This window comes from Flammeovirga pectinis (assembly GCF_003970675.1).
GTDB classification, from domain to species: domain Bacteria; phylum Bacteroidota; class Bacteroidia; order Cytophagales; family Flammeovirgaceae; genus Flammeovirga; species Flammeovirga pectinis.
Genome location: NZ_CP034562.1, coordinates 3,237,881 through 3,255,634, shown reverse-complemented (window position 1 = coordinate 3,255,634; position 17,754 = coordinate 3,237,881). Strand labels below are relative to the sequence as shown.

At 32.6% G+C, this 17,754-nt stretch carries 15 protein-coding genes; 4 read left to right on the top strand and 11 right to left on the bottom strand.

What is annotated here, in order from left to right; genetic code table 11:
* Positions 1-39: 39 nt before the first annotated feature.
* The 4 genes from EI427_RS13055 to EI427_RS13040 all read right to left on the bottom strand — a co-directional run bounded on the left by EI427_RS13055 (position 40) and on the right by EI427_RS13040 (position 1,887).
* On the bottom strand, positions 40-276 hold the full coding sequence (locus EI427_RS13055) for an acyl carrier protein (protein WP_126615328.1): 237 nt from the start codon (positions 274-276) through the stop codon (positions 40-42).
* A gap of 127 nt (positions 277-403) precedes the next feature.
* Complete coding sequence (locus tag EI427_RS13050; RefSeq protein WP_126615327.1) at positions 404-847, bottom strand: hypothetical protein; 444 nt, start codon at positions 845-847, stop codon at positions 404-406.
* A 22-nt stretch (positions 848-869) separates the two neighbouring features.
* Positions 870-1,277, bottom strand: a complete 408-nt coding sequence (locus EI427_RS13045) for a phage holin family protein (RefSeq protein WP_126615325.1) — start codon at positions 1,275-1,277, stop codon at positions 870-872.
* A 154-nt stretch (positions 1,278-1,431) separates the two neighbouring features.
* Positions 1,432-1,887 (bottom strand): hypothetical protein, encoded by a 456-nt coding sequence (locus EI427_RS13040; protein ID WP_126615323.1) that lies wholly within the window; start codon positions 1,885-1,887, stop codon positions 1,432-1,434.
* A 57-nt stretch (positions 1,888-1,944) separates the two neighbouring features.
* Here EI427_RS13040 and EI427_RS13035 point away from each other — a divergent pair, with 57 nt between their 5' ends.
* From EI427_RS13035 to EI427_RS13025, 3 genes are all read left to right on the top strand, one after another.
* Entirely contained in the window at positions 1,945-5,487 is a 3,543-nt protein-coding gene (locus EI427_RS13035; RefSeq protein ID WP_170178461.1) for a caspase family protein, read from the top strand.
* Positions 5,488-5,581: 94 nt separating this feature from the next.
* Positions 5,582-7,549, top strand: a complete 1,968-nt coding sequence (locus tag EI427_RS13030) for a hypothetical protein (RefSeq protein WP_126615319.1) — start codon at positions 5,582-5,584, stop codon at positions 7,547-7,549.
* 5 nt (positions 7,550-7,554) lie between these two features.
* Positions 7,555-8,163 (top strand): GDSL-type esterase/lipase family protein, encoded by a 609-nt coding sequence (locus tag EI427_RS13025; RefSeq protein WP_126615317.1) that lies wholly within the window; start codon positions 7,555-7,557, stop codon positions 8,161-8,163.
* A 49-nt stretch (positions 8,164-8,212) separates the two neighbouring features.
* Here the strand turns inward: EI427_RS13025 and EI427_RS13020 are convergent, their stop codons facing one another.
* From EI427_RS13020 to EI427_RS13005, 4 genes are all read right to left on the bottom strand, one after another.
* A complete protein-coding gene (locus tag EI427_RS13020) occupies positions 8,213-9,169 on the bottom strand; it encodes a TRM11 family SAM-dependent methyltransferase (RefSeq protein ID WP_126615315.1) in 957 nt (318 codons plus the stop codon).
* A gap of 154 nt (positions 9,170-9,323) precedes the next feature.
* On the bottom strand, positions 9,324-11,297 hold the full coding sequence (locus tag EI427_RS13015) for an alkyl/aryl-sulfatase (protein WP_126615314.1): 1,974 nt from the start codon (positions 11,295-11,297) through the stop codon (positions 9,324-9,326).
* A 383-nt stretch (positions 11,298-11,680) separates the two neighbouring features.
* Entirely contained in the window at positions 11,681-12,802 is a 1,122-nt protein-coding gene (locus EI427_RS13010) for a Fic family protein (protein WP_170178460.1), read from the bottom strand.
* A 316-nt stretch (positions 12,803-13,118) separates the two neighbouring features.
* Complete coding sequence (locus EI427_RS13005) at positions 13,119-13,670, bottom strand: hypothetical protein (protein WP_126615312.1); 552 nt, start codon at positions 13,668-13,670, stop codon at positions 13,119-13,121.
* 167 nt (positions 13,671-13,837) lie between these two features.
* Between EI427_RS13005 and ltrA the strand changes: the two genes are divergently transcribed.
* Positions 13,838-15,034, top strand: a complete 1,197-nt coding sequence (ltrA, locus tag EI427_RS13000) for a group II intron reverse transcriptase/maturase (RefSeq protein WP_126615310.1) — start codon at positions 13,838-13,840, stop codon at positions 15,032-15,034.
* Positions 15,035-15,139: 105 nt separating this feature from the next.
* Here ltrA and EI427_RS12995 read toward each other — a convergent pair whose 3' ends face one another.
* From EI427_RS12995 to EI427_RS12985, 3 genes are all read right to left on the bottom strand, one after another.
* Positions 15,140-15,880 (bottom strand): hypothetical protein, encoded by a 741-nt coding sequence (locus EI427_RS12995; RefSeq protein ID WP_126615308.1) that lies wholly within the window; start codon positions 15,878-15,880, stop codon positions 15,140-15,142.
* Positions 15,881-15,963: 83 nt separating this feature from the next.
* Complete coding sequence (locus EI427_RS12990) at positions 15,964-16,710, bottom strand: hypothetical protein (RefSeq protein WP_126615306.1); 747 nt, start codon at positions 16,708-16,710, stop codon at positions 15,964-15,966.
* Positions 16,711-16,812: 102 nt separating this feature from the next.
* A complete protein-coding gene (locus EI427_RS12985) occupies positions 16,813-17,622 on the bottom strand; it encodes a DUF2711 family protein (protein ID WP_126615304.1) in 810 nt (269 codons plus the stop codon).
* Positions 17,623-17,754 lie beyond the last annotated feature (132 nt).

The window sequence follows — 17,754 nt, the reverse complement described above, 5'->3', positions numbered from 1 at the left end:
CGCTAGCGTTTGATTCGCTTATTTTAAAGGGAGTATAAATTACTTTACGTTCTCCTCAAGGTATGCGATCGCGTGACCTACAGTTGTGATGCTTTCTGCTTGATCATCAGGAATAGAAGTGTTGAACTCCTTTTCGAATTCCATGATTAACTCAACTGTGTCAAGTGAGTCAGCACCTAAATCGTTTGTGAAACTAGCCTCAGGCGTAACGTCTGATTCTTCAACACCTAGCTTATCAACGATGATTTGTTTTACTTTTTCTGCAATTTCGGACATCTTACTGAATTTTAGTTGACCAATTGAAATGCAAAGAAATGAATAAGATTCTATAACTGCAAATAGAAAACCCTTATAGAACTCGAATATGTTATGCGTGCATACTATAGTATTCGTAACGTGCTGATTATGAGGTTCTTTTTTTCTTTCTGTTTTCCTGTCTTCTTGTTAAATAATTTAAAAGCTCTTCTTTAGCTACTCCCATTAGGAATACTGTTGCTTCATCTCGAAGCATTTTACCGAAGGATGGTATACGAGAATTACTGCTTTCTTCGTTTGTGTCAATTTTAGCTTTTGCTCCTTTTTCGTCTAATTTCTCTAATTTTTTTAGATACTTCTTTTTACTTCTGTGGGAGTGTAAACGTAAAGCCCATTGAGATAAACTATAAGTAGCAACTACGGCTGCACCATAGGTTAATACTTTTTTAATATCATGACGGGTGTCGGCAACAGTTTCAGAAGTTAAACTAACCAACTCATCTTTATATAATTTTGTTTCGGCTTTCAAACGTTCTTTGTCAGCTTTTAAACGTTCTCTTATTTCGTTTGTTTTTTCTACTTTCTCGCTCATTGTTGGGGTTAAATAATAAGGTTTAAATTTCGTTTTCTTCTTGGGCATGATCTATCGCTTGATCAATCCAAATTAAAAATTGACTTCTTAATAAGTCAGACTTATAGATGGCAAGTACAAATAGACCAATGCAAAAGATACCTACCAATGCAAAGCCAGCAAAAGATGGCCAAGAAAATATGTAGTTAACAAAAAGTGCAAAGGCTAGTGCAAAGAAAGAGAAAGCTAATGTTAGGAAAGTAAGCATTATCACAAAGATTGCCAATACAGATAACGTACCTGCTAACCCTGTTTTTAATTGTATACTAAATAGTTTTGCATACGTTTCAACAAGTTTAACAATAGACTGAATAATATTGTCAAAACGTTCTTGCTGACGTGCCTGTTCTTCTTCTGTAAAGATGCGACTCCTTAAATTTCTTTTCGACATATATATGCCTTTAACGTTTAGGCTAAAAAATGTGATGTTTTATTACAATTTGAAATATAAGCAAAAATAGAAGATTCTATAAAATCTTTGCTATTTTAATAGAATGTATTGTTGTATGACGACACTTTAATGATAAGTCCGGTAGAAATACAGCTTATTTTAGAATAGAAAAATGACTACGATTTTTATGGTCTTTGGATTTATTTATCAATACAGTATTGTACAATATAGATTCAATATGATGTAACCCTTCATTATTTTCTTTAGGTATTACTTTTACAGTATCTATATCCTGATTAAACTGTATATAATAAGTATGGCTTGCCTGTTTAAAAGCATCTGTAACTAAAACAGAAGTAGTATCGCCATTTTCTTCTAAATCAACTATTTGATGTGGAAGAATTATTTTTTTATCGGATTGATAATAAAATACATCAATAGGGTAGATGTCTAGCGTAGAACTTTGATCTTCCAATAAATTATTACCAAATTTATCAGTGAACTCAAGCAAAATGTGATAATCTTCATTTCTGCCTACTTCTTGGGGAGTAATCTCACAAGAAAAAATAATTAGCGTGAATAAAAATACAGTTATCGTTAATCGTCTCATTTTTTGTAAAATAGGAAGGAGTTGGGAATGATACTGAAAATACTAAAAAACTTCGTCTTGAAAATAGTACTTTGCAATATATATATCGGATTTATAGTTTTTCTGCTTTATGTACAACCTACTTCTGCACAGCAACTACAATTAACACTTTCTACAGGTCATTTGGGGAAAGTAGAGAAGATGAGCATTTCTAATGATGCATCATTGTTAGCAACGGCAGGAGAAGATGGTGCCGTTAAATTATGGAATATTAATGACAAAAGACTACTTAGAACATTTTATCCACATAAAAATGGTGTAGAACAACTCTGTTTTTCTGAAGGACACCATTTTTTAGCAACATCTGGTAGAGATAACTCTGTAATAATATGGAATATTAATACAGGTGAAATTGAAGATGAAATGACACATTTAAATGATGCCGTCTTTCAGATGAAATTTATAGACAATATGCTGCTCTTTATCACAAAAGGAGGTGAGACCTATAGATGGGATTGGCAACATAAAGGAAATACCCCAGATGGAAAAGAGATTAAGACCAATTTAGGTAATTATTCATCACTTAATTACTCTTTTAAAATGAATTGGTTAGGTGTTGGATTAATGAATGGAGAATTACTTTTATGGAGAGGATATGACCGACCTATAGTAGAAAAAAAATTACACAACGATTGGATCTCATCTATAGATTTTATTCCCAAAGACTCTTTGATTATTACAGCATCATGGGATAAAAAAATTAAAATTTGGGATGCCAATGCAGATCAACTTATTGATGAAATGGACTCTCCTGACGATAGCCCAATTACACAAATTAAGTATTCTTCGTTCTTCAATATTTTGATTGTAAAAACGCAATTAGAAGATATCTATTTCTTTAGAGTAGAGAACAATAAAATTAATAGAACACCTGCCGTTGTACGTGATGATTTTGAAGAAATGGTATTTACAGAAGATACCAAACATGCAGCTTTTACAAAAAAAGATGGTGCTATTACGGTATGGACTTTAGCAGATGGTAATTCTAAAACAGATACGGAATGGAAACCTGTAAATGGGCATTTGGTAGAAGGGGAACTCAATACAACCACAGGGGCTTTGGCGTTTGTAACCACAAATGGCAATTTTTATTCTTGGGAGCCTAAAGAGAATATTGTATCAAAAACGTGGAAAGTCCATAAAGGAAAAGCAGAAGCAGTAGAGTATATTCAAAATGGAAATAGATGGATAACAACGGGTACAGATAGTCTTGTTAAAATCTGGGACGATAATGGAAAGTTATTAGATACTTTACAGCTTTTACACGAAGGGAAAACATTAGAAAATTTTGAACTAATTCAGGCTGCTGTAGTTGGTACAAATGGTGGCGATGTAATTTATTGGGATTATGAAAACCAAACATATAAAAATTTATATCAACATAATGGAGCAATCTCGCACGTTGTTGTTTCTAAAAAAGAAGACTTGGTTGTTTCTGTAGGAAGAGATCGAAGATTAAAGATATATAGTATCACAAATAAAGAATTAATTTATGATGAATTAGTACCTGATATTTGGTTAAATGATGTGCGTTTTTCTGAAGATGATAGTAAACTAGTTGTTGCTGGAAAAACTGGAATTTTTGTTTGGAATACTACAAATTGGGAACGTAGAAAATTAAAAGGAATTACTACTGATTATTTAAAGATTGATTTTATAGATAAGACGGACGAATGGGTATTTGGTGATCGCTATGGGAATATCACTTTATGGAATGAAGAACTAACAGAAGTGGTGAAGGAATTTCATGACTCTTCTATTCCATTGGTAGATATAATCTCTTACAAAGACCAAGATTTTTTCTTTGCAGTACGTACCAATATGATCTTTGAAATATGGAACATAAATAAAGAAAAGAAAGTTGGTAAAATTGTAATTACAGAAGATGGAGGATGGGTTATTGAACATCAATCAGGTTTGTTTGATGTAGGAGCATTAAACATGAATAGCCTTTACTATACGTACGGAACTGAAACAATTAATTTTGAACAATTAAGAGAAATGTATTGGGAACCCGGGTTAGCTTACGAGTTATTGTCAAGAAAAAAACTGAGAAAAGTTCCTCCTTTAGATCAGTTAAAATTATTCCCTCAAACAAATTCTTTTTTAGAAAATGATACATTATTTATAGAAGTAGTTGATAGAGGTGGTGGAGTTGGAAAAGTAAGCTTATATATCAATAACAAAGAAATTATTGGTGATCTACAATCAGAGGTAACTCAGGTTAATAAGGCAGGGAAAGACTATTATAAAGTAGGTTTAGGTGATTTAAAAGGAGTATTTATTCCAAATAAAGAGAATGAAATATCTATTTTAACTTCTAACCAAGCAGGTACTTTAAATGGAAGAGGACTTAAAATGACATATAATTATGTTGATAAGGATAAAAGCGAACCAACAACATTGTACGGTGTAGTAGTTGGAGTATCTGATTATAGGGGTAGGTTGATGGATTTAAAATACGCTGCAGAAGATGCTAAAGCAATGGCAGAATCTTTAGATTTAGCAAGTGATAAGCTTTTTGGAACAGACAATACAGCAATTCAACTTATAACTACAGATAGCGAAGTAGATTCTTTACAACCTACCAAAGAGAATATTCAGAAGGCATTTCAGAGAATTGCAAAAGAAGCAAATGCATCAGATATTTTGTTTGTATTCTTGGCAGGACACGGTACGGTTGCCCAAAATAATAAAGGAGTAGACGATTTCCATTTCCTAACAAAAGATATGAGTAATAGTGATGTTGATGATATCAATATTAAAAATAATTATACAGTAAATGGAACGGAGTTATTAGATTGGATAAAAGAGATTCCAATTTCTAAACAAGTTTTTATTGTAGACGCTTGTCATGCAGGTTCATTTTCTACAGAGTTAATTACTGCTAGAGATTATAATGAAGAAGGAATGAAAAAAAGAGCCTTGGAACGTGTGAGATCTAGAACAGGAATGTTTATGTTATCTGGAGCATCTTCTGATAAAGTAAGCTACGAATCTACTTTCTTAGAGCACGGACTGTTAACGTATTCTTTACTCGATTATCTAAAAAGGGGAGAGTTAGACCAAGGGAAATTTGTTGATGTGCAAGATCTTTTTGCTCATGCAGTAGAAACTGTTCCAGAGTTAGCCAATTCTATGCACGGAGAACAACAACCAGAATATAGAATGCCACTTGGGGCAGGTAGTTTTTATATAGGTTCGTTATCTCAAGATGATCGGGCAACAATAGAATTAACTGTACAGAAAAATCTAATCAGCACTATTTATCTCGAAGACCAAAAATCTTGGGCAGATCATTTAAAGATTAGTCAAAAGATGCGTAATAAAATTGTGTTGGATGGAACAAAATTAGAGTTGCCGTTTAAATATAGAAAAGGTGCAGAAGGCAACAACACATTTATTTTAAGAGGGAAATATCAATTGAACAAATCTTCTATTGTTTTAAAACTTCATTTAATTTCTAATAATCAAGTTGTTGGTAAATGGACTGTTAAAGGTAAAGACGTAGAAGAATGTATAGACAAGTCGATAGAATTAATGGTGAATCACTTTAATTAAATAAAGGTTTAAGTGTAAATAGTCCTTTTGTTTTTATCTGTAGAAAAGGATAATTTGAAATATATTCTTTGATAATCACCAACAAAGCAGTACTATGACACAAACTAACATCTTGAAATCATTACCATTTGTAGACCGGTTATCGGCAGAGCAGTTAAAAGAACTATCTGATTTAGCCGAGATACAAGAGTTTGAAGATGGAGAAACAATAACACTTCAATTTGCTTCGGCAGAAAATTACCATGTATTGTATTCTGGAGCTGTGGCTTACCATTTAAATGTTGGCGACCAACGTGGAGCATTATTAGTGGGTAAAAGTGATGAGCAGTGGACGCCCATAGGTTGGTCTGGCTTTAGAGAGCCTTACCGTTTTGCTACTACTGCAAAAGCACTTGGCAAAACGAAAGTAGTTAAATGGAATAATCAGAAAATTAGAGCTTTATTTGATGAGCAACCGACATTAGGAATGCATCTATTATCGAGTTCATTACTATATAGTACACATTTGCTAAGAGAGGCGAGAGCATCTTGGATTCAAGGATCTGTACCTTTATCATCCACAGATTTTCAGCAAACAAATTCCTATACTTCCTTTCAGGATAAAGGACCTCAAGAAACAACTTTAGAATTTTTTAGACAGAGTGCATTTTTTAACCCATTTGCAGATTGGCATTTGGCAAAACTTGCAAAAATTAGTCGCTCAAAATTTTATAAACCTGGAGAAAAATTACTTACAAAAGGACAAGTAAGTGATAAATTTATGGTGCTAAAAACAGGAAAGGTAGCTTTAAATTACCTCACTGAAGAGAATGAAGTTTATACATCTGATGTATTAGAAGAAAGAGGGCAAGTTATTTTATGGAGCGCAGCAAGTTACGATGCTATTCCTAATAACATGGAGTTAATAACCATAGAACCAATAGAAGTTCTAGAAATTAATAGATTAGATTTATTGGTACTTTATGGTGAATTCCCTAACCTAGGAATGGTATTTATGTACCGTTTGTTATGGTTATTGGGAAGTGCATTAAAAGCAATAAGAGCACAAGTTATTACCCAAACGTTTGATAGGGAATTACTAACAATCCAAACTATGATAGAGCAGGCAGGAGCACAGTTAAGTGTTTGTTCTGAACTGTTTAAAGTACCTGTTCTTTTAGATGAAAAACTAACGCAAGGAGATGCTTTTGATTTAATGGATAAATTGGCCGCAGAAGGAATTGGACAAGAGAAAATTTTAGCCAATCTTTTTATAAAAATGACGCATCCGTTAAGAAAGGAATATTTGTTTTTTGAGGGGTTAAAACGCATGACAGACCATGTGATTAGAGCACCCAAGTCTGTACCTGCTTACGAATTAAGAAATGAGTGTTCTGAATTTTTTGAAAGAGCAACTGCATATGTCGATATTAAGATTGATGGATTAGAAAACTTACCAAAAGAGGCGGGAAATATATTTATTTATAATCACTTATTAAACCATCCGTATTATACATTGCCTAATAATTTTCAGATTACGTTAGATTCCCATTTCATCTCTATGCTGCTGTATAAGTTTTATAAAGATTCTGGGTTAAGAGTAGTGAGAATAGGTAAAGGACCAGAATACGGACATCAAGATTATTACAATAAACTAGGACATTTGGGTGTGAGAACTTCAGATTCAGACCCATCTTTACAATCTAAAGAACAGAAAAGAGAGGTTAGAAATCAGTTTTTTAATGAGGCAGGGGACAAACTGAAATTAGGAATGAACTTAATTTTAAGTCCTGAAGGAACAAGTAGAGAAACGCATCAATCTCCAGTAGCATTTAAACCAGGAGCATTTATGATTGCAAATGCATCTGGAATAGATCCGTTAATTGTTCCGATTGCTTTAGCATTTTTTGATAAACGTTTAAGTAAAACTAAACTTGGGGTTGTTATCAAGAAACCCTTTAGGTTATCTGAAGTTATTGATAAGAAAAAACCATTTAAGGAGGAACTAAGAACATTTTTAGAAAGTTATTCAAAACAATACCGTTCTTATGTAGAAGAGGCTATTGTATTGGCAGAAAAATAAATGAAATGACATCAGAAGAAATTCAATTTTATAAAAAAGAAGGCTTACCAGAGCTAAGAGAAAATATCAGGAAGCAACCTACTATAGAACATCCAATAATTTTTTACGGGAGCTCATCCTTTAGGTTATGGACAACTGTTAGAGAAGATGTAGGCAATAATGCAATTCTAAATATGGGTTTTGGAGGCTCTACTTTAGAAGCTTGTGCATTGTATTTTCATGTACTTTTTGAAGAGGTAGTTTCACCTCAAAAAATAGTAATTTATGCAGGGGATAATGATTTAGGTGGAGGACAAAAAGCGGAAGATATAGTGTTCTATTTTGAGAGTTTGTACCGTCAGATTAGGTATAAATATGGTATCGATCTTCCAATAATTTATATGTCAATAAAGCCGAGTCCTAGTAAAGATAATATTCAATCAGAAATAGAAAAATCAAATACTTTGGTAGAAAAGGCTATCCAAAACCTTACCAATATAAGTTATATTGATATTTACACACCAATGTTAAATAGTAAAGGTAAAAGCCGTCCAGATTTATTTGAAGAAGATATGTTACATATGCTTCCTGAAGGATATAAGATTTGGAAAGAGGTACTAAAAGATAATATTTAGTTTTCCCTCATCATTGTTTATAGAAGCAGAAGAGCTTTTGAAAGTATGATTAATCTTTCAAAGGTTCTTTTTCACAAACCCATATATTTCTTGTAAACTTTACTTTCCCTATTTTATCAATAGTACAAAAATCAGTAATAGCGAAACCTGCATTTTTAATAAAATCTTCGATATCTGAGATGGAAACAACCACAATACGATTGGTAATTTGAGCAGCAGCTTTTATGATATTAGCAGCAATGTCATCTGTAGAGTAAGAATAAAGATTATAAGGTAAATCTATGATAGCAGCATCGTATTGCTTTGTAATATCTTTTATATCAGAATTAAAAACATTGGCCGTGTAGTTATAATGTGCAAGGTTCTTTTTTGCATTATTACAAGCCTTGTGGTTAATGTCGCAACCATCAATAGAATAACCAGCAAAACAAGCCTCTAGAAGTACAGTGCCAACACCACAACAAGCATCAATTAAGGAGCTTTTTTTATTTCCTTTTGCAGCAATATTTACTAAAGATTTAGCCGTATTTATACTCAAAGAATTACTAAAAGAACAAGGTTTTTTATTGTGATTTTGCCACTCTGGATTATTTTTAATCAAAGGGCCGAAATACCAAGTTTCTTCATGAAAGCACAAGCCATAAGTTATTGTAGGATGATAATAATCTGGCTCTCCCTCAATACGGTACCCAATATCTCTTAACTGTCCTAATCTTTCAGGGTATCCAATAGTATCACCTTCTAACATTAGGTACTCTACCTTAAATCCCTCAACCTTTATCTTTTTAGCTTCAATTTGGTCCATCAGAACTTTATAGTCTTTTGATGCTAATTGAATGTCTAATCTTTTTTTGATGAAAGGACTACAAGACGGTTCAATTTTAATATCCGAAAAAAGAAGTTTTCCTTCTACCTCTTCATTAAAAAGGTACTTAGATTCTAATTTACTAAGTTGACTTTCGTTAAAGTTGAAATTTAAAGAATATATATGGCTTTGCTGCTGCATCTGTTTTTCGAAATTAAAAAGGACCTCATTACAATTTTTGATGTAATGAGGTCCCAATTTACTACTATGGAGTCAATAAATAACAACCCTATTTACTGTTAGTAATTATTTGATCTACTTTTCAATTAATAATTCATCTTCTACAGTTTTGAAACTATGGAGTTACAATATTAAAGTAGAAATACTTGTTGAGATCATCTAGGCATTCTAAGACTGTTATAAATTGTTTTGCATCTCCCTTTATCTTGATTTTACCTGATTCAATAGCCTTCTTCATTGTTATTTTACCAAGTAAGAAGTCATTTAGAGTACTACGTTCCATTGTGATAGTAGCATCTGGGTTTTTAACCTCACTATTAGGCCAATAGTTTAATACAGAATTTTCTAAAAATAAAGTGTATTTTTCATCTACATCTGTAAATACCCAGTTTAAGGTAATCTTTTTACCTGCTGCTTTTTTTACATCCAACTGTATTCCCATGTAACCAAAAATTAGTTCCATAGACATATTTGAAATGATTTGAGGACTACTAGTTTTAGGAGTACTTGCTTTCTTAACACCATTACGAAGTTCAAAAGCACCAGCTAAGTAAAAGTTACGCCATGGACCATTTTCTGTTTGATACCCCATTTGCTCTAGTACATCTGCTTGTAAATTCTTAGCATCTTGAAGATTTGGTTCTGCAAAAATAAGATGATTTAAAAGTTCTGCAGCCCAACGATATTCACCATTATCAAAAGCTAACTTTCCTGCAGCCATTACCTTATCTGCACCACCCATTAATTTTACGTATTTTTTAGATACATCAACAGGAGGAAGTGGATTTAAATTAGCTGGGTTACCATCAAAATAACCTAAATAAAAATTATAAACAGCTCTAACATTATGACTTAAAGAACCATAATATCCATGAGTTCCCCATTGATTGACCAAACTTTCAGGCATTGTAATTAAGCCAGGAAGTTCATTCATAGTAGCTCCCATATTGGCATGATGTAAAGTTTGATCATGCATGTACTTATAAGTATCACGTTGAGATTTAATATGATCAACTACACGTTTTTTACCCCAAACAGGCCAATGGTGCATTCCAATAGCAACCTCGGTATCACCAAAACTTTGAAGCACTTGATTTAAATATGTAGGCCATTTAGATGCATCTCTTGTTTTAGCACCACGAAGTGTATATAAATTATGCATTGTATGAACAGCATCTTCAGCAGTATTAAGCATTTTATACTTTGGTAAATACCACATCATTTCTGATGGAGCTTCTGAGCCAGGTGCCATAACAAATTGATATTCTATACCATCAATTGTATGTTTCTCTCCGGTTTCTTTAATACTATTTGTTGGTGCGTAAATTCCCGGAGTTCCAGAAGAAGTGGTTACTCCAAGTCCAGCACCAATTTGTCCTTTTGCATCTGGAGGTAATACATTTCCATACATATAACTTGACCTTCTAGACATAGCAACACCTGCATAAACATTTTCTTCAATTGCATGGTCTAGAAAACCTTCTGGAGCATAGATTTTTATTTTTCCACTAGCTACATCTTCTGGAGAAGCAACGCCTACAACACCACCAAAATGATCAACGTGAGAATGACTAAAGAAAACAGCTTTTACGGGTACTTTAGGTCTATTTTGATAATATAAATCTAAAGCATACTTGGCTGTTTCTTTTGAAATTAGAGGATCGTAAATGTGTAGACCACCATCTGCTTCAACAATAGTCATATTAGAAAGGTCAGCACCTCTCACCTGATACACACCAGGAACTACTTCAAATAAGCCACTGATCATAAGAAGTTGACTTTGTCTCCATAAACTAGGATTAACTGATGATGGAGATTTTTTATCTTCTTTAATAAAGGCTTTAAAAGCACTTAAATCCCATACAACTCTTCCGTTAGCATCTTTTACAACACCGTTATTTGGGAGAGGTGCAATAAACCCTTTTTTTGCTTCTTCGAAGCTAGTTTTATCATCAAATGGGTACTTTTTATAGAGTGCCTTATTATTACTTTCTGTACTTTGAGAAGGAGCTTTAGGCTTTTCTTGTCCAACAACTGTTAGGTTTATTAAACAGAACATTGAAAGAGTGAGCGTTATTACTTTATTCATGGGGTTATTTTAATTAATAATTAGAGAGTTTTATTTAGTTGATTCTACTTCTATAGTTCATCTCTTTACTATTTTGTTAATCAAAATAGTCATTATCTCTTTGTACTCAAAGAAAAGTAAACCACTTCTTGTACTATCTTTTGATTAATAGAGTAATAAAATATCATTTACGAGAAGGGGGTATGTTTAGTTAAATATAAATCCATTCAAAGTTAATTTCGATTAGTGCTGCATTTTTTAAGTAATAAGGTGTTGCAGTTTTGGGTTAATACTTATAGGTCCATGACAAGTATAAAAGTCTTAGAAGCATTCTGTATGAACAAGGATCGTATGAATTGAGAGGTTCACGTATGGTTCTATGAGAAGTTAGGGGTGAAATTCCCCTAACTTACTCGACTATCGTTTGGTGAATAATTGATTACATAGCTTGTACTACGACCTCCACTTGTTTCTTTTGACATTATTCCTTTTTTCATTAAACCTTGAATATCTCTTAACGCAGTATCTTGGGAACATTTACAAATCTTACCCCATTTAGTAGTTGTTAGTTTACCGGTGAAACCATCTAGTAGTCTATTTATCATTTTTTTCTGACGAACATTCATTACAGTTAATGAATGTGATTTCCAGAATTCTGCTTTTTGTAATACTTTATCTAATGATTTATATGTACTTTCAAATGAAATTTTTAAACATTCTAAAAACCATAAGATCCAATCTGTAATATCTGAAGTTCCTTTCTGTGTTTTTTCTAAAATCTCATAATATGCATCTCTTTCTTCTTTAATTTGAGCGGACATACTATAAAATCTTCTTACACTATTATCCGACCTTGCTAATATCATGTCAGTAATTGCTCTAGTTATTCTACCATTTCCATCTTCAAATGGATGAATTGTTACAAACCATAAATGTACAATCGATGCCATTAAAACAGGGTCTGTTTCCTTCTCATTTTCTACCCAAAAAAGAAGCTTTTCCATTTCAGAATCGATCCTTTCAGCATTTGGAGCTTGATAATGAATAACTTCTTTTCCAATAGCACCTGAAACTACTTGCATTGGACCTTTTGTATCTTTTCTCCAATCAGCAACTACAATTTTAAACATATTACTCCAACCAGTAGGAAAAAGAGCTGAATGCCAACCAAAAAGTCTATCTTTTGTTAATGGTGTATCATATTTCTGAGTTGCATCTAACATCATTTCAACAATGCCATCAATATGTCTTTCAGAATTTACAGCACCGGCAATATCAATACCTAATCTTCTAGCAATTGATGATCTTACTTGTTGCTGCTCTAATATTTCACCTTCAATCTCAGATGATTTAATAATGTCAAGAGTTAATGTAGTTAACATTGCTTCTTTTTGAATGTCAAATCCTAAAGATTCCATTCGACCAAGTAGTTTACCTTGTAAATTTCTTGTTTCACTGAGTTTCAATAAAACTTTTTTTGAATCCCACTTGAAATTAATCCAATTTTCTCTTTCGTGAATATACATATATTATCTCCGCATAATTTGCGGTAAAAATACATGCTTTTCTCCGCATTTCATATAATCTCATTAATTAAAGCGGATTTTAAAACAATAATCTCCGCATTAATAAATTTAATAAGGTTGTTGAAGTAGCAATTGATGTAAACTAAATGGTAGACACTCCAGGGAGTTTTCCCAACTTATTTTATAATTGGTCTTAAGTTAAAGCTTCTTGTAGCACTCTGTATGACAAGAGCCGTATGAATTGAGAGGTTCACGTATGGTTCTATGAGAAGTTAGGGTTGAAATTCTCCTAACTTACTCGACTCTACACCGTTTTTTACGTTCTGATTATCCATATTAATGCGATAGTTCCCAAAATTAAAGGAAAAAGTAGAATTACTTGGCTTATAAACAACCAAAATAAAAATTCAATCCATTGCCAAATTCCCATTTCAGTATATTTTTCTTTTTTAGTTATTTCAACTAATTGGTCAAATTCCATTTCCATAAATTCGGACTTGCTCAATCCTAAGTCAACTATTCCAACGTTGTTAAGACCTTTTTTAAAGCCTTTAAAGACAGGTTTTGGATATAACCATAAACTATAACCAAAAGCCCAAAGAATAAAAAGATTAATCGGAAAACGTTTCCAAAATCCAGTTCCGATTTCCCAACCAGAAATAAATCCTTCTCCTTTCCAAGAAGTATCACATTTATTCAGCACGTGTTGAATATCGTGAATATGAGTTAATTCTTTTCGGAATTTAGGATTTGGCAAAATCAAATTGATAAAGAACACTTTCATTTGGAAAGTATCTTCTTCAATTCCACCGTTTTTAGGAATTCCATTAGCAGTATAAAATTCGGTAAGTAATTTGTCTAATGTCATTCGGGATGTTTTTTTCAAATGGTGTAGAACGTTTGCGGCAAGCTAAGCCTTATTTACCGCGTGTGTGTGCCCAAAATGGACACAGCCTTATTTTATTTTAAAGATATAATAATCTTCTAGAGGGTGCAAGTCCCTTATGTGCGGGGTACGATCCCGAGGCATTACAAATGTGGTTTTCCGTGAGGAATGATGAAGTAAGTCAAACGGCAAAAGTTGGTACTGACAAACAGCCACTTCTACTAGAAGGTCGGTTTCTTCCACAACCTATAAAAGGTGTGGAAATTCCAAAACCTAATGGCAAGAAGCGACTTCTTGGTATTCCTACTGTTGAGGATCGACTTATTCAACAAGCAATGCTCCAGGTATTATCTCCTATTTTTGATAAAGATTTTTCTACACATAGTTATGGATTTAGACCCAATAAAAGTGCACATCAAGCACTTCAAACATCACTAGCTTATATCAATAATGGCTATCAGAAAATTATAGATATTGATCTGAAAAGTTTCTTCGACGAAGTAGATCATAGTATTTTACTAGAACTAGTCTATAGAAAAGTAAAATGCTCAATGGTCATGAAATTACTTCGAAAGTTTCTAAGAGCTCCTATTTTAATTCAAGGGAAATTACAGAAAAGACAAAAAGGTGTTCCTCAAGGAGGTCCATTAAGTCCGTTACTTTCTAATATTGTCTTACATGAATTGGATCAAATTCTAGAAGCTAGAGGTTTACTTTTTATACGATTTGCTGATGATTTCAGTATCTACACAAAGTCTGCAAAAGCAGCCAAACGTGTAGGAAATAGTATCTATTGTTTTCTAAAAGAACATCTAAAACTTCCAATAAATAGAGAGAAAAGTGGGCTAAGAAAACCGCATCAATTTGAGGTACTCGGCTACACTTTTGTTCCTAGTTACAAGAAGGGTGCTAAAGGGAAATTTCAGTTAGTGGCTAAGCAAAAAGCAAGGGAAAGATTGAAGTATTCTCTAAAAGAGGTCACTTGTAAAACCAAACCTATGAGTTTTGATAAACGCATCAAGAAACTTCTAGAAGTGCAACGTGGATGGGTGAATTATTTTAAGCTAGGAAGCATCAAGTTGAAACTTAAAAAGTTAGACGAATGGCTTCGAAATAGGCTTCGTTACTGCATTTGGCACGACTGGAAGAAACCCGAACGTAAGCGTAAAAACTTAATCCGTTTAGGTATTCCTCAAGGTCAGGCATATGCATGGAGTCGAACGCGAAAAGGTGGTTGGGCTGTAGCTCAAAGTCCTATTCTTAACACAACAATTACGTTGGGTAGGTTAAGACAAAGAGGCTACATTTCTATGATAGATATTTACACTAAGACAACCGAAAAGTAGCCAACCGCCGTATACGAGACCCGTACGTACGGTGGTGTGAGAGGCTCTCCCTGTCAGTTTTTACTGACGGGGCGGTCTACTCGATTGTAGTGCGTTTATCTAGTTTTATTTCGTGTCGTCTTCTATCCAGAATCTTGAACGATGATTGATGGAATCTAATTCTAACTCATTCAAGAGTTCTTGTTTATCCCATGATATATCCTGATAGAAATAATTTTCAAATAGTAAATTATATGCAGATCCATGAAGTCCAATCGATTTTAAATAGTCGAAATCCCATTTAGCTTGATCCATTGATGGAGTTGAATTACGTTCTTTTATTTTAATCAAATTATATAACGTGTCATTAACCATGTTTCCATCATACTTCACAGGCTGGCCTTTTATAAGAAGTTTTGATAGTTCTTTAGTAATTTCGAACACAACTTTTTTGTTTCCTTCACTTTTTCTTCTTGCCCAAAACTCCCTGTAATATTTTGATTCGATATCCTTTAAATCATATGTGATTAATAAACTGTCTATAGTTTCGTTAAGCGGTCTGTTTACATATCCCCATAACAAATTCGGATTGCTAGTAAGGTCATAGTCGTCAATCAATTTATCGTATCCAACTTTCTTCAAAGTTTCATGTACCATTCTCAGGTTTTGCGGTTTTCTCAGCCATTTTTCATAGGAATACCCTTGATATTTACCATCCCTAAAGATTGTTTCATTAGGGTCAAAGAAGCTTAGTTTTTTCTCCTTGTATTGATGAGTTCCTTGAACCAGTCCTGTTTCTTTTTTTGAATCACAACTAATAATCGTGAAAACAAAAATGGTCAATATAATGTTTGATGAAGCTTTCATTCTTTAATGCACTACAACGATTTGACTAAACTGCGAAGCGGACGTGTCGGCCGATATGCAGATTTAGTTGTTGTTACACAACGTTACATTAACAATTTAAATTTACCAAGATTTTTACTTTTTAAAGTATTATTTGTCATCTCATACTTCTCGATTCTTGTGTCATTTATTGTAGAAACTAAATAATAGCTCCTGTTTTTTTCAGTCCAAAAGCCCATATCTATTGTTTCTTGTGTTTCAATATTGGTGATAGTATAAGACCTGTTGACCAAATCAAAATCTAATATTGTTTTAAAGTTCTTCTCATAGTTATTTGATTTGTATTTTATATGCTTAGGTTCAGGGTCAATACATGATAATTTTTTCATTACTCCATTATAAATTCTAGCCAGATAATTTGTTGACTTAAATTCAAGACAACCAGCACATAGCCTTATTATTTTGATATCTATATTTTTTATTTTTTTCTCCTCATACCATGGTTTAATACACCCTTTAGCTCCTCCAGTTGCTTGTAGTAATATATATTTATGTTCTTTAAATAAGTTTTCGCTTAAAGTTATTATCTGCCTTTCTAAAAAAATTAAATCATTAATTGATTGTGAGTTACGGTCATAAAAAACAGATAATTTTTCTATTGAGTAATCATTAAATGAATAATATTTTGATTTTAAACTTTCTAATGATGTGTTGGTTGTAGATGGTTTAGGAATATATGAATAATATTGATGGAACTGTTCCATTACATTATTATTGTTTTTATCTGTTTTTACATTTTGCCCAATAACAGAATGAGATACTAAAATTAATAATATAAGAAACTTTGACATTATCTGATATTTTGACTTTATGTTGTGTAACGCGTTGACTAAACTGCGAAGAGGACGTGTCGGCCGATATGCAGATTTAGTTGATGTTACCACGAGTAAATTTTATGTATTTAATATTTTTTCCATTTCACCTTCTTTCCATGTCCATAAATGATTCGTTTTTTCATTAGCCCAAAAACCCTCAAATATATTTTCTACAAGTTCTTTAGAGATTACATTTTCATTTATGGCTATAAAAAAGAAGAAAAAATCCCAACTAATAGAAAACAGCAATGATTTGTCATCTGTATAAATATAGTAATCATCACTGTTAATCATTTCTTGAAATTCTTTTTCAGTAAGTGTTTGAATGTCAATTGTTCTCGAATTTTCATATGTTTCATCTTCTATTATAACACTTTTAATATTTATATGAATTAAAAGTTTATATATCAATGAAATACTAAAGGTGTCAAATAAACCTTCGGTCGGATGCCATATCTCATTGTTAATGGTATGATTATTTAAAATTTCTAGTAAATCTTCTCGCTGCAACTTTTTTTTATAACCTCCAATTGAGGTCATTAATGCTTTATTTAAATCTCTATTGTTCTGTATCTTTGTATTGGAGATTATTTCAGACCACGTTACAATTATACCTTTTTCTAGTATTTCTTCATTGTTAGGATAGTCATCATTTGATGCGTAAATAACGGTATTTGATGTTTTTAAAATATTTATTATTTCTTCATCCTCTATGTCGTTAATATCATCAATCGTTGCTATTTTTTTTGAACTAAACGATGAATAATTTTCTCTATAAAGTTTAAAAAAAGGCAATAAAGCTATGTACACACTATCAAAATCAGAATAGTGGTTCAGTAGAGGAGTTTTCTCATCAGGATATAAGTTTTTATCTTCAATCACTTTCATTGGATTATTTGTGGTAACGTTTAGTATATGGCAAGTAGGGCAGTAGAAAGCAATAAGCTTTCAGGGTTGCACTGAGCCAAATGTAAATATTTTGTTTTTAATTTTGTCATTTTTTAAAAGCCAAATTTTTAC

Coding starts and splice junctions, on each gene's coding strand:
- EI427_RS13055 (WP_126615328.1), bottom strand. CDS start 276: ATGTCCGAAATTGCAGAAAAAGTAAAACAAATCATCGTTGATAAGCTA.
- EI427_RS13050 (WP_126615327.1), bottom strand. CDS start 847: ATGAGCGAGAAAGTAGAAAAAACAAACGAAATAAGAGAACGTTTAAAA.
- EI427_RS13045 (WP_126615325.1), bottom strand. CDS start 1,277: ATGTCGAAAAGAAATTTAAGGAGTCGCATCTTTACAGAAGAAGAACAG.
- EI427_RS13040 (WP_126615323.1), bottom strand. CDS start 1,887: ATGAGACGATTAACGATAACTGTATTTTTATTCACGCTAATTATTTTT.
- EI427_RS13030 (WP_126615319.1), top strand. CDS start 5,582: ATGACACAAACTAACATCTTGAAATCATTACCATTTGTAGACCGGTTA.
- EI427_RS13025 (WP_126615317.1), top strand. CDS start 7,555: ATGACATCAGAAGAAATTCAATTTTATAAAAAAGAAGGCTTACCAGAG.
- EI427_RS13020 (WP_126615315.1), bottom strand. CDS start 9,169: ATGCAGCAGCAAAGCCATATATATTCTTTAAATTTCAACTTTAACGAA.
- EI427_RS13015 (WP_126615314.1), bottom strand. CDS start 11,297: ATGAATAAAGTAATAACGCTCACTCTTTCAATGTTCTGTTTAATAAAC.
- EI427_RS13010 (WP_170178460.1), bottom strand. CDS start 12,802: ATGTATATTCACGAAAGAGAAAATTGGATTAATTTCAAGTGGGATTCA.
- EI427_RS13005 (WP_126615312.1), bottom strand. CDS start 13,670: ATGACATTAGACAAATTACTTACCGAATTTTATACTGCTAATGGAATT.
- ltrA (WP_126615310.1), top strand. CDS start 13,838: ATGTGGTTTTCCGTGAGGAATGATGAAGTAAGTCAAACGGCAAAAGTT.
- EI427_RS12995 (WP_126615308.1), bottom strand. CDS start 15,880: ATGAAAGCTTCATCAAACATTATATTGACCATTTTTGTTTTCACGATT.
- EI427_RS12990 (WP_126615306.1), bottom strand. CDS start 16,710: ATGTCAAAGTTTCTTATATTATTAATTTTAGTATCTCATTCTGTTATT.
- EI427_RS12985 (WP_126615304.1), bottom strand. CDS start 17,622: ATGAAAGTGATTGAAGATAAAAACTTATATCCTGATGAGAAAACTCCT.